12 protein-coding genes are annotated in these 12,669 nt (G+C 69.5%); 7 read left to right on the top strand and 5 right to left on the bottom strand.

Annotation, left to right across the window (positions count from 1 at the left end; genetic code table 11):
* The first annotated feature begins 430 nt into the window (after positions 1-430).
* From ACLJWH_RS01275 to ACLJWH_RS01260, 4 genes are all read left to right on the top strand, one after another.
* Positions 431-1,456 (top strand): methyltransferase, encoded by a 1,026-nt coding sequence (locus ACLJWH_RS01275; RefSeq protein WP_411139633.1) that lies wholly within the window; start codon positions 431-433, stop codon positions 1,454-1,456.
* A 40-nt stretch (positions 1,457-1,496) separates the two neighbouring features.
* Entirely contained in the window at positions 1,497-2,543 is a 1,047-nt protein-coding gene (locus ACLJWH_RS01270) for a methyltransferase (RefSeq protein ID WP_411139632.1), read from the top strand.
* 60 nt (positions 2,544-2,603) lie between these two features.
* Complete coding sequence (locus ACLJWH_RS01265) at positions 2,604-3,992, top strand: tryptophanase (RefSeq protein WP_411139631.1); 1,389 nt, start codon at positions 2,604-2,606, stop codon at positions 3,990-3,992.
* Positions 3,993-4,676: 684 nt separating this feature from the next.
* On the top strand, positions 4,677-5,516 hold the full coding sequence (locus ACLJWH_RS01260; RefSeq protein WP_411139630.1) for a helix-turn-helix transcriptional regulator: 840 nt from the start codon (positions 4,677-4,679) through the stop codon (positions 5,514-5,516).
* Positions 5,517-5,579: 63 nt separating this feature from the next.
* Here the strand turns inward: ACLJWH_RS01260 and ACLJWH_RS01255 are convergent, their stop codons facing one another.
* Positions 5,580-5,987 (bottom strand): nuclear transport factor 2 family protein, encoded by a 408-nt coding sequence (locus tag ACLJWH_RS01255; RefSeq protein WP_411139629.1) that lies wholly within the window; start codon positions 5,985-5,987, stop codon positions 5,580-5,582.
* 197 nt (positions 5,988-6,184) lie between these two features.
* On the opposite strand from ACLJWH_RS01255, the gene ACLJWH_RS01250 reads away from it, so the two are divergent.
* Entirely contained in the window at positions 6,185-6,916 is a 732-nt protein-coding gene (locus ACLJWH_RS01250; protein ID WP_411139901.1) for an SDR family oxidoreductase, read from the top strand.
* Between the two features lie 62 nt (positions 6,917-6,978).
* Here ACLJWH_RS01250 and ACLJWH_RS01245 read toward each other — a convergent pair whose 3' ends face one another.
* The 4 genes from ACLJWH_RS01245 to ACLJWH_RS01230 form a co-directional block, all read right to left on the bottom strand.
* Complete coding sequence (locus ACLJWH_RS01245) at positions 6,979-7,707, bottom strand: GntR family transcriptional regulator (RefSeq protein ID WP_411139628.1); 729 nt, start codon at positions 7,705-7,707, stop codon at positions 6,979-6,981.
* A 211-nt stretch (positions 7,708-7,918) separates the two neighbouring features.
* Entirely contained in the window at positions 7,919-8,320 is a 402-nt protein-coding gene (locus tag ACLJWH_RS01240; protein WP_411139627.1) for a nuclear transport factor 2 family protein, read from the bottom strand.
* A gap of 441 nt (positions 8,321-8,761) precedes the next feature.
* Positions 8,762-9,694: a VOC family protein gene (locus ACLJWH_RS01235; protein ID WP_411139626.1), complete on the bottom strand. Its 933-nt coding sequence runs from the start codon at positions 9,692-9,694 to the stop codon at positions 8,762-8,764.
* Between the two features lie 62 nt (positions 9,695-9,756).
* Positions 9,757-10,146 carry a hypothetical protein gene (locus ACLJWH_RS01230; RefSeq protein WP_411139625.1) on the bottom strand — a complete coding sequence of 130 codons (390 nt, stop codon included), beginning with the start codon at positions 10,144-10,146 and terminating at the stop codon, positions 9,757-9,759.
* 805 nt (positions 10,147-10,951) lie between these two features.
* On the opposite strand from ACLJWH_RS01230, the gene ACLJWH_RS01225 reads away from it, so the two are divergent.
* Complete coding sequence (locus ACLJWH_RS01225) at positions 10,952-12,031, top strand: hypothetical protein (protein WP_411139624.1); 1,080 nt, start codon at positions 10,952-10,954, stop codon at positions 12,029-12,031.
* 109 nt (positions 12,032-12,140) lie between these two features.
* Entirely contained in the window at positions 12,141-12,665 is a 525-nt protein-coding gene (locus tag ACLJWH_RS01220; RefSeq protein WP_411139623.1) for a hypothetical protein, read from the top strand.
* The last annotated feature ends 4 nt before the right edge of the window (positions 12,666-12,669 follow it).

Here is a 12,669-nt window from a genome sequence, read left to right as displayed (position 1 = left end):
CTCCCCGGGCCGGGACACGCCCCGCCCTGCCGCCGGGACGTCGGCCGGGACACCCCGCGCGCACCGCCGCAAGTCGTCGGCCCGGCCTCCGCCCCCGGTGGCGACAGAGGGGCGGCCGTGGTGGACTGGCTGTCGGTCCGGCTTTCCGTCCGGCTGCCCGTCTGGCTTTCTGTCCGACTGCCGTCGACGGGACGCGGCCCGCACCGCGGCCGCTCGGGTGCTCCGTACAGCCATGGTGGACATGGCGGGATCGTCCCGGGCGCACCACGGAGAAATCGCCGTTCCCGGAAATCTGCCGCGGCCGCCTGGTCACCGGTCCGCCGGAGCCCTTCGCGGACCACGACGGCTGACCGGCTCGTTCCCCGTATGCGGAAGGCCGCGAAACCGTGAGCCCGTACACACTCCGTCGTCCGAGGTCCGGAGGACTGCCATGAATTCCCAGGTCGTCCCGCTCCCCCTGCTGAACCTCACCTTCGGTGTGCACGCCTTCAAGGCACTGGCCCTGGCCACCGACCTCGGACTGTTCACCGAGTTGTCCGGCAGCAGTACGACCGTGCCCCGCTTCGCCGAGCGGCACGGCATCGACGAGCGGCCCGCCGAACTCCTGCTGACCGCCTGTACCGCACTGGGACTGCTGCACCTCGACGACTCGGGCACCTATACGAACACGGCGCTGTCCCAGGAGTTCCTCGTCCGCGGCAAGCCGTACTACTTCGGCGGCTGGGTGGCCGTCGTGGACCGCCACGAGTACCCCGCCTACCTCAAGCTCGGTGACTCACTGCGCGGTAACTACCCCGTCACCTGGGACGCCGAGCGGCAGGAATCGCTCTTCGCGCCGGACGACCCGGTCATGATGGAGTTCTTCTGGGAGGGCATGTACGCGCTCTCCGCGTTCAGTGCCCGCAGGGTCGCCGAGAAACTGGACTTCACGGCCATCCGGCGGGTCCTGGATGTGGGCGGCGGCGGGGGCGCGTTCGCGGTCGAGCTGTGCCGGCACCACCCCGGACTCCGGGTCACCATCTTCGACCAGCCGTTCGTCTGCGACCTCACGCGCCCCCGGATCGCCACGGCGGGTCTGGAGGACCGCATCCCACTGGTCGCCGGGGACTTCTTCGCCGACCGGCTCCCCGAGGGCCACGACACCGTGCTGCTCTCCAACATCCTGCACGACTGGAGCGAGGCGGACGCCCGGCGCATCCTGGCCGTCTGCGCCGACGCCCTGCCGGCGGACGGCACGCTGATCATCTGCGAGTCGTTCGTCGGCGACGACAAGCGCGGCCCCGCGCCGGCCGCGCTGATGAGCCTGAACATGCTGGTCGAGACGTGGGGGCGCAACTACACGGCGGCCGAGTACACGTCCTGGCTACGGGAGGTGGGCCTGCGGACCGAGCGTGTGCTCCCCCTCGACGGGGCGCCCACCACCGCCGCGCTCGTGGCGCGCAAGGTCCGTCCCTGACCCGCCTCTCCCCCTGATTCCCCGACCTGGAGAAGGCACCATGACCACGATTCCCCCGCAGACTCTGGAACACCTGACGCCCGTGCTCTTCGGGCATGCCGCCTTCCAGTACCTCAACTCCGGTTGCGAACTCGGCCTGTTCGAGCTGCTGCGGGAGAAACCGGACCTCGACAAGGCGCAGGTGGGCAGGGAACTGTCCCTGGCCCCACGCGCCACCGACATCCTGCTGCTCGGCACGACCTCGCTCGGCCTGACCGCTCACGAGGACGGCCGCTACCGCAACGCCCCCGTGATCGAGGGGCTCTTCACGGACGGCCGGTGGCCCCACTTCACGAGCGTGGTGGCCTTCGAGGCCCATATCGTCTACGAGGCCCAGGCCGACTTCACCGAATCCCTGCGGCAGAACACCAACGTGGGCCTGCGCCGCATCCCCGGCACCGGCCGCGACCTGTACCACCGGTTCGCGGAGAATCCGGACCTGGAGCGCATCTTCTACCGGTACATGCGCGCCTGGTCGGAGCTGTCGAACCCGTTCCTGCTGGCGAACGGCGGTTTCGCCTCGGTCCGGAGGGTCCTCGACGTCGGGGGCGGCGACGCGGTGAACGCCATCGCCCTCGCCCGCGCCCATCCCCACCTGCACATCACCATTCTGGAGATCCCGGCCACCATTGCCATCGCCCGCAATCGGATCGCGGACCAGGGCCTCACCGACCGGATCGACCTGTGCGAAGGCGATATGTTCCGGGATCCCTTCCCGACGGGCGCCGACTGCGTGCTGTTCGCCCACCAACTGGTCATCTGGGAGCCGCACGAGAACATCGCCCTGTTGCGGCGCGCGTACGAAGCGCTGCCCACGGGCGGCCGGCTGGTCATCTTCAACTCGGTCTCCGACGACCGGGGTGACGGCCCGCTCATGGCAGCTCTGGACAGTGTCTACTTCGCCTCGCTCCCCGCCCGCGGCGGCATGATCTACCCCTGGCACCAGTACGAGCACTGGCTGCGCGAGGCGGGCTTCGACCGGGCCGCCATCACCCGCAAATCCGCGGCCACCTGGACGCCGCACGGGATCATCACCGGCATCAAGTAGCCGCCCCAAGGGGCATATGGCCCGCGCTCCCCTCCCCTCCCTTTGCGAGAAGAGGCACTCATGACGGCCGCCTACCCCGCAGAGCCCTGGCGCATCAAGATGGTGGAACCGCTCAGGACCACCACCCGCGCCGAGCGCGATTCCGCCCTCCGCGCCGCCGCCCACAACCCGTGCCTGCTGCGCGCCGAGGACGTGTACATCGACCTGTTCACCGACTCCGGCACCAACGCCATGTCCGACCGCCAGTGGTCCGCGATGTTCCGTGGCGACGAGTCGTACTGCGGCGCGAGCAGCTTCTACCGGCTACGCGACACCGTCCGCGCGTACTACGGATACGAGCACGTCATCCCCGTCCACCAGGGCCGCGGCGCGGAGAACATCCTCTCCCGCTGCCTGATCCGCCCCGGCCATCGCATACCCGGCAACATGTACTTCACCACCACCCGCGCACATCAGGAACTCAACGGCGGCACCTTCCACGATGTCATCGTCGACGAGGCACACGACCCCGCCGACGAGAGCCCCTTCAAGGGCAATGTCGATATGACGAAGCTGGCGGGACTGATCCGCGAGGCAGGCGCGGACACCATCCCGTACGTCTGCGTCGGAGCCCCGGTGAACATGGCCGGCGGGCAGCCCATCAGCATGGAATGCCTCGCCCGGGTCCGCGAACTCACCCTGCGCCACGGCATCAAGGTCATCCTCGACGCGGCCCGTGCCGTGGAGAACGCGTATTTCGTCAAATCGCGCGAGCCGGGCTGGTCCGACCGGAGCATCGCCGGCATCCTGCGCGCGATGTGCGATCTCACCGACGGCGCCACCATGTCCGCGAAGAAGGACAGCTTCGCCAACATCGGCGGCTGGCTCGGCCTGCGCGACAACGATCTGGCCGAGCAGGCACGCAGCCTGGTCGTCCTCTACGAGGGCATGCACACCTACGGCGGCATGGCCGGCCGCGATATGGAAGCCGTCGCTCAGGGCATCGTCGAGTCGGTCCAGGAGGACAGCATCCGCGCCCGTATCGAACAGGTCGGTTACCTGGGCCGGCGCCTCATCGACGCGGGCGTCCCGGTCGTACGCCCCATCGGCGGCCACGCCGTCTGTCTGGACGCCCGCGCGATCCTCCCCCATGTCCCCCAGTCCCTCTTCCCCGCCCAGACCCTGCTCGCCGAGTTGTACCTGCACGGGGGCATACGCGGCGTGGAACGCGGCATCGTCTCCGCCGGCCGCGACCCGGTCACCGGCGAGAACCGCACCCCCACCCTGGAACTGGTCAGGCTCGCCATCCCCCGCCGCGTCTACACACGCGCCCACCTCGACGTGGTCGCCGACTCCGTGATCGCCCTGCACCACGACCGGCGGTCCATCGATCACGGCCTGCGCTTCACCTACGAACCACGCCACCTGCGCTTCTTCCAAGCCCGCTACGAACCGGCCGCCCTCACCTGAGGAGGTCTTGGTCTGGTCTGTGGCCTGGTGTGACCTGGTCTGTGGTCTGGTCTGGTCCGTGGTCCGGCTTCTTATCCTGCACGTTGGCGGCCTTGTGCTACGGGGTGGCCGCCGAGCGCGGGGCCGGGGCATCGGCCGCCCGCAGCGCTCGTCCGGACCACGTGACGGGAACGGGCGTACTCGGCCGCCGACATGCGCGGCTCGGGGAGGCCCGCGGGGGCGGTGTCGTGCGAGGCGTCCACCAAGATCTCTTTCGTCCGGGTGCGGTGAGCACCGACGCCGAGCTCGGCCTTGAACCGACCCAGGTCCGCGAGGAGCTCGGTCAGTCCAGCAACGTCGCCCGTCTGCCCGCCCCGCAGCGGCGAGCGCGACGGCGCTGACCGGAATGCCCGCCGCGAACCGCCTGCGGGCACACCGCGCCACGGTGAGAGAGTCGCCAACCGGAAACAGCGAGCCCACGCATCAGTTCCGTCACACCGTGGGCACCAGCGGGCAGCCTCAGGCCCTCGTGCCACCACGCGGCTGTCCGGTCTCCGGCCGGCCGTGGTTGCGGCGGCTTCGCTGTGCGTGGCGAGGACACGAAGATTTCCCTGCCATGCCCAGGCCACGTAGCGGGGGTGGACGGTGTCGTGGTGGGGGGGATCGCACCGATGCCGCCGTTGGCGGTGGCCGTAAAGTGAGGTCGTGCCTGCTGTGTCGACTCCTCTCGGCGATTTCCTGCGTGCCTGCCGCGCGCGCGTCGATCCTGCTGCCACGGGTCTGGTCATGCGGGGAAGCCGTCGGGTGGCCGGTCTTCGCCGGGAGGAGGTCGCCGTGCTGGCCGGGGTCAGTGCTGACTACTACGCCCGTCTTGAGCAGGGGCGCGAGCGTAGCCCTTCCGGTCAGGTCGTGGGCGCGATCGGCCGTGCGCTGCGGTTGGATGCCGATGAGCGGGGACACCTCTTTCGTCTGGCGGGCGTGAGTCCGGGCATGGCCCTGGACCGTTCCCGCGACGTGGTCCACCCTTCCCTGCTGCAACTCCTGGACGCGTTTCCCAGCGCAGCCGCCTACGTTCTCAGCCCTGCTTTCACGGTGCTGGCGACCAATGTGATCGCGGCCGGGCTGCTGTCGCCGTTCGCGGGCACCGACAACATGGTGCGCGTGCTCTTCGGTCATCCCGAGGCCCGGAAGGTGTTCGTGCAGTGGCCCACTGTTGCGGGAGCCACTGTCCACGCGTTGCGGCTGAACGCCGGCCGGTACCCGGACGACCCGCAGATCCGGGACCTCGTCTCGGAACTGCGGGCGGAATCCGAGGAGTTCGCGGCCCTGTGGAACGACCAGACCGTGGGCGGGCTCGCACGCGCCTACAAGGTCTTCGTCCATCCCCGGATCGGCCGGGTCGAGCTGACGTACCAGACCTTCGACGTGGGTGACGCTCCTGGTCAGCAGCTTCTGGTCGGCACGCCGGTGGCCGGCAGCCCCAGCGCCGATGCGATCGCTCTCCTGGGATCGCTGCACGCCGTCGACTCGGCCCGTGACGGGTGATCGCCATACCGGGCCCTTCCCGCTGCGGTCCGGCGTCGGCGTGCCCGGCTGTCTTTGCTGCGGTCACCGTGCCTTGCGAGCGGGCGTGGTCGGTTCGGGTCGGCCCGGCGGGGCGTGGACCTCGTTGTTCCACATCCGGAACTCGGTGCACGTGCCGTGCGTGTCGAAGGTGACGACCCACAGGTTCTCGAAGGTGCCCAGTTCCTTGTAGACGCCGGTGCCCTGGATGGCGGCCGTGTCCCCGGTGATCATCAGGATGCTCGCCTTGAAGGTCCAGCCGCCTTCCTGCCAGGGCCGGCGGGACAGCCAGCCCTCGACGATCGCGTCGCGGCCCACCCAGGAGGTCTCGTAGGGGCGTTCGTGGTATTCGGCGTCCTCGGTGAACAGCGCTTTGATGTCCTGGGCGGCGGCGGTGGTCCAGGCGTGCACATAGCCGTCGACCCATGCCTGTACCTGCCGTGTGGTGGTCATCCCGTGCTTCCTGTCGCCGGCGATCGGTTGGTGGTGGTCAGCCTCCGGATTCGGCCGTCGCTGGGGAAGGGCGGGTCTTCCTGGGTGTGGCGCACCCAGGAAGACCCGCCGTTGCCCAGCCGCGCTGCCCCGAACAGGCTGGTGGGGACGAGCGCGCCACGCCGTCCTCACCTCAGGAGCACACCTTGACGAACCCCATGACTGGCGAGGGCAAGACCGTCCTGATCACCGGTGCGAGCAGCGGCATCGGCGAGGCCACCGCCCGCCACCTCGCCTCGGTCGGGCACCAGCTGATGCTCGGCGCACGCCGGACCGAGCGCCTGGAAAGGCTCGTCGAGGACATCCGCGCTGCGGGCGGCCTGGCCGACTTCCGGGAACTGGATGTGACGAGCCTGGCGAGCGTGCAGGCGTTCGCGCAGGCCGCTCAACATGTGTACGGCGACATCGACGTGCTGGTGAACAACGCGGGGGTGATGCCGCTGTCGCCGGTGCACGACCTGCGCATCGCCGAGTGGAACCAGATGATCGACGTGAACCTGCGCGGCACCCTGCACGGCATCGCGGCCGTCCTGCCGGTCATGCGCGCGCGAGGCAGCGGCCATATCGTCAACGTCGCCTCGACCTCGGCCCACCGGGTGGATCCGACCGCGGCCGTCTACTGCGCCACCAAGTTCGCCGTCCGGGCCCTGTCCGAGGGGCTGCGCCAGGAGAGCCGCGAGATCCGTGTCACCGTGGTCAGCCCCGGCTTCACCAGCACCGAACTCACCCACCGGGGCGGTTCCGAGGAGGCACAAGCAGCTGCCCGAGCTGCCACCGAAGTACTCGCGATCCCGGCCTCGGCCATCGCCCAGGCCATCGGCTACGCGATCGGCCAGCCCACCGACGTCGACGTCAACGAGCTCGTCGTGCGCCCCACCGCCCAAGGCTGAACGCGCGCTCCACACCTCGCCTGCGGTACCGCCGAGCCGCTCGCGGCCGAGGACCGATACTCCTACCGGCCGGATCGGTGCGTGCGGCGCTGTGCCCGGGTCGGCCCGTGGGTGGGATCTTCCAGATTGTGCTCGCGGGCGTAGGCGACGAGCTTGCGGGGTGCCCGGTCGATGTGCTCGGCCAGAGCGGCGACGGCGGCGTCCGCGTCCCGGGCCAGCGCGCAGTCCCGCAAGTGACGGTGTTCGGCGGCCAGGTCGCGTATCTGGTCGCCGGTCAGGGCCCAGTACCAGCGGCGGTAGAGCTCGGCGCTGTCGCGCAGGGAGTTGACGATCGCCTCCAGGCGCGGACTCTGGGCGCCCGACAGCAGTGCTTGGTGGAAGGCCCGGTGGGCGTTCGGCCAGTCCTCGTTCAGGCGCCCATCGGCCGCGTTGACCGCGGTGCGCTCAAGCATGTGGTGCGTGGCCACGACCGCGGACTCCCATTCCAGGCCGCCCAGGGCGATGGACTGCCGCAGGGCCAGTGACTCCAGCTGTACGCGTGTGCGGGTGAGATCGGACAGATCGTCGACCGACAGTGGCATCACACTGAACCCGCGCTGCGGATTCGCTACGACAAGCCCTTGTTCGGCGAGCCGGGTGAGCGCCTCGCGCACGACCGACATGCTGACACTGAATCGTTCCGCGAGGGCGACCAGCTTGAGCCGCTGCCCCGGGGCGAGCTCGCCGTTGAGGAGGTCGCTCCGGAGCCCCTCGAAGACCTCTTCGGTACGCGTTGGATTTCCTTTGGCCACTCACACACTGTAGTCGAATAGCGCAATACTCAGTATCTATCGATATTTCTTGGAATTCGCGATTCATCTCGGGGCCGTGGCCCTGGATGGCCCGCACGTCGGCCCTTGCGGACGCTGAGCGTCCGGCCGACGCCACTGGACGGGACCTGCCCGCTCCGCCGCCAGGTCGAAGCCCTTGACCCGGTCGGCGGAGCTGGGGGACGGCAGTCTCTCAGGGGCGTACTGCCTGGGCGACGCCCCAGGAGTCCTCGAACATGTAATAGCGGCTGATGCGGCCGTCGGGATTCACGATGATGTCGATCGCGAAGGGCGTGTCGATCACCTTGCCCGTCGCGCGTACGACGAGCCGTGCCCGTCCGATCAGGACCGCAGTCGTGCCGTCGACGACGCTGCGCTCGACGTTGAAGAGTTCGCGGTCGGTGAGCTCGCTCAGCGTCTGGAAGAACGCCGGGATGCCGTCGACCGTGCGACGGCCCGCCCAGGGAACGATGTCCGGGTCCCCGGGGACCTCCCAGGAGGCGTCCGGCGCGAACAGCGCCACCACGGCCGGGATATCGCCCTCCGCGACACGCTTGAGGAACTCGTTCACCACTGTGCGTGTCTGGTCACTCATCATCTCTCCCTCTCCGCCGAACGGATCCGGCTCATCGGACTGTGCTTGTGCGGCTTCCGGTCAGGGCGCGCCCTGTGGCTCGCCCCCTGACACCAGGGGGTTGGTCGGTGAACCGATGCCCTCGACAGTGCTGACCAGGGTTCCTCCCGGCCGCGGGTAGCGCTGCGGGCCCGTTGAGGCCGATGCCGAAGACCTGGGCCGGCCGGAGCACCGGGGGGCTGACCTGCGCGAGTGAGAAGGGGACGGCGTCATCCAGCGACCGGCCGCCGGCCCATTGCGTGAATGCGTCCCAGCGCTCGACTACGCGGTCGGGCTCTGCGGCGAACCTGCCGTCGCCCGCCTTCTCGACATCCAGTGCCCGGTCGTCGTGCAGCAGCGCGAGCCTGCCGCCGATCCCGCCGATACGCATGACTGCTCCTGTGAGGTGGTGTGCTGGCGAGGTCAGCGGGGGCTGTGCGTGCCGGTCATCAGGGCAGCGAGGTCTTCCGGCTGAAGGAAGGACGGTGGCAGTGGCGGGCCCCAGTTGTAGAGGCCACGGGCTCCATCGACGACGGAGGGCTTCCACAGCTGGTCGTCGATGATGCAGTCGAGGTCGCTGTAGTACTCGGAGAAGTTGCCGGCCGGGTCCTTGAGGTACCAGAAGAAGTTCGACCCGATGTGGTGCCGGCCCAGCCCCCACACATGTCGCTCGGGGTGCTCCTCCAGCATGGCCATGGCGCCGCGGCCGACCTCGTCCACATCGTCGACCTCCCAGGCGGTGTGGTGCAGGAAGTCCACCGGAGCCTTCTGCACGAGGAGGTTGTGGTGGTCGGTCGAGCACCGCAGGAAGCTGGCCAGGCTGGGCACGTGGTCGGTGACCTGGAAGCCGAGGCCCTCGGTGAAGAAGCGCCGGCTCGCGTCCTGGTCACGCGAGCCGATCACCACGTGGCCCAGCTTGCGGGGCCGGACCCGGTTCGTCCGCTCCACGCCGGGAGCACGGCTGTTGGGGCGCGAGGGGCGGCCGGGGCCGTTGCAGGGCGCCTGCTCGGCCGGGGTCTGCTCCAGGTGCGGGGCGATCTCCAGGGTCACCGTCAGGTGGGAGTTCGGGTCGGCCACGCGCAGGGACGCGGCGTCCCGCCGGGCCTGCACATCCAGCTTTGCGAGGTTGGCGGCCACGCGGTCCAGGTCGTCCCTGTCGTCCACGCCGACACCGAGCGAGACAAGCCGACGCTGCGCGGAGTGGGCGAGCTTCAGCTGCTCGCCGCCCTCCTGGGTGGCGAAGCGGCGGGTCTGCCCGTCGCCCACCGGCGTGAGGCCGAACTCTTCGTAGTAGCCGGCCGCGGCCTCGACGTCCGGGACGCCGAGGGTGATCGACGTCAGGCGGTGCAGGGCCATCGTCTGCTCCTTCGTTGACCGCAGGTTTCCTCAAACGAAACGCAGGTGGTGCAGACCGCGCCTCAGGCGCGCGCCCACCGCAACTCGGTGCGACAACGCCCCTCGCGGTCGGTGGCGAGGATGAGCAAATCGCCGTCCAGCCGCGCCCAGCGGACCTGGTCCTCGGTGAAGGGCGGCAGGCCGACTTGGACGATATGCCGCAGCAGTCCGTCCGCACCGGCGTCGAAATCGCCGATGTAGGCCACCGCGGGTGCGTCCTCGTGCCCGCGGACGACCACGGCCACCTGGTGCGCGGTCCCGTACAGCAGCCGCCCCGCAGGCCGCTGTCCGTACGGCTCGCCCAGGAGGGTCCCGTCGGCGTCCAGCTCGCGGACGCTGCGCAAGGACCACACCCCGACCAGACCTGAGGCCCACGTCTCCTGGGAGGCGGACGCCTTCTCCTTGGTGCTCATCTCGCTCCTTCCTCGCATGTCGGCTGGACCGGCGCCTTCGGGCATGGCGGAGGAAGTCGTCCTCGTCGAAGGCGACCGTCTCGACGGGGAACTTCTCGCCGCCCGGTAGTTCCGGTTCCCAGGCGTCCACCCAGCGGACGAGCGGATCGGGATGAGTGAGGCCGATCCCGGCATCGGCCGCCAGGGCGAGCATCTCGCGCGTACTGACGCCCGTTCCGAGCCACCTGTTGTAGTCGGACGGGGTGATGGAGAGGGCCGCACAGCCGGCGATCCGCGCTGCCGGCAACTGGTCGGTCAGCGGCAGCGACCGACCGGTTCCGTTCCACATCACACGGTGCGGCTTACTCATCATGCACACTCCCCGTTCCTCGGTCGACGTCGACCTGCGCCACCGGCGGTGAACGGCACCGGCTTCGTCTCATCGGCGGCAGCCTCACGGACCGCGCTCCTTCAGCCTAGCCAGTTATCGATAGAACACAAGATTATCGATATTCAGCTGCGCGGCGCAGTACACTTCGGTGATCGCCGGGGATTCGGCGAGGGGACAGCCGGCATCCTCTGGATGCCGGTCCCCGCAGGGCACAACGACGAAGAGGAGCCGGGGTCCGGGTCGTCCAGGCAGCACACCATCCAGGCGAGCTCGCACCACCGCCTGAACGCGGCTCGCGTGAATCACAGTGGCCTCGGCCCCGCGGATCCGACGCGGTCTGGAGGCAGCACCGCACCGAGCCGGGTGACGGCCGGCCCACGGCGGCCGGAGGCAGCACCGTGGTCTGTGGACACAGCGATCGAAAGAGGGACGGGCATGGCCGCGCACGGCTACTTCACGCTGGACGCCTCGATCCGGTGGCGGTTCGTGACGCCTCGTGGAGACCCTTTCTTGTCCATCGGTGTCGTACATGCCGACGACACGAATCTGCGATACCCGCACAACATCGCTCTCTTCGCCGACCGTTACGGATCCTCGCGCCGGCGCTGGCTGCGCGAGGGCCTCGTACCGGAGCTGTCCGCGTGGGGGTTCAACACGCTCGGCTGGACCGCCGAGTACGTCAGCGGCAGCGGCCTGTCGGCCACGCACGACGTCGTCGACCTCGGCCACTCGGAGGGCCTGCCCGACGAGGATGCAGCCGCTTCCGGCCTGCCCTACACCCTGTCCCTGCGCGTCGCCGAGATCGAGCACTGGAACGGCCACCCGGCCTACCGCGATCCGCGGTCCGCGGCATTCGCGCAATGGTGCGACCACCTGGCCCGGACCCGGTGCCGACCGGACGACCCGAACCTGATCGGCTACTTCCTCGTCGACGCACCGGCGTGGGCGCGACATCCGGCCGGCACCGGCTACTCCTCCAGCGAGCTGGGGGAGATCGCCGATACCTACTACCGGGTATCGACCGAGGCCATCCGCCGGCACGACCCGAACCACCTCATCCTCGGCGACCGCTACGGCACGCGCGGCGGCATCCCGGAACCAGTGCTCGACGCGGCGGCGGCCTACGTGGACGTGCTGAGCGTGCAGACCTTCCCGGCCGTCGACCAAGCGGCGATCGACGCCGTCGCCGGTCAATTCGACGCATGGCACAGCCGCACAGGACTCCCGGTACTCCTTGCCGACACCGGCAACTGGTGCCCGACGACCATGAGCCCCGAGCGGGTCGGGTCCGCTCGCGACCAGGCCGAGCGCGGCCAGGGATACCGGATGATCGCCGACACGTTCGCAGCGCGCCCGTGGTGCCTCGGCTGGCACTGGTGCAGCTGGCTGGAGAACCCGCACCGCGGCTTCGGCCTCAAAGACCCCTGGGACGAGCCGTACACCGAGCTGGTGACCATCGCCCAGCAGACCAACCGCCACTGGACCGACACGGTCGCGTCCGCACCGTCCACATGACGCCCGCTCCGGTGCACCGACCTAAGAACGTACGAAGGCCGTTCCGGCGGCACGGAGTACGCCGGGCCGCAATTCCACAGGTCAGGAGCTACCCCGTTGTTTTCGGCGAGTGCTATCGGAACATCCCGGCCTTCGCCAGGAGAGCCGCGAGCTCCGCGTCACCGTGGTCAGCCCCGGCTTCACCAGCACCGAACTCACCCACCACGGCGGCTCCGAGGAGGCACAAGCAGCTGCCCGAGCCGCCACCGAAGTATTCGCGATTCCGGCCTCGGCCATCGCTCAGGCCATCGGCTACGCGATCGGCCAGCCCACCGACGTCGACGTCAACGAGCTCGTCGTGCGCCCCACGGCCCAGGGCCGACCACGGGCACCACAAGCGCAGGACAGCTTCGGTGCCGGGGCATCAACGCGACAGGTTTCACAGGCCGACCGGACAACGACGGTGCTGCCACAGCGCCGCACCGGTCTCCCGGGGCCACTCCGGAACGTGGCCTTCACCGGCAAGGGCCGCCGCCTCGGCCTGCACCGCGGTGACTGCCGAGTTCCCAGAAGCAGGTTCCGCATGTGCAGCGTCGCGAGGGGCCGGGAATCTCCTGTGCCGCATCCCGGCACACGTACTTATATGCCGCTGTAACTCG

This window comes from Streptomyces sp. x-80, assembly GCF_046549095.1.
Taxonomy (GTDB): Bacteria; Actinomycetota; Actinomycetes; order Streptomycetales; family Streptomycetaceae; genus Streptomyces; species Streptomyces celluloflavus.
This window is presented reverse-complemented; position numbering and strand designations above follow the sequence as displayed.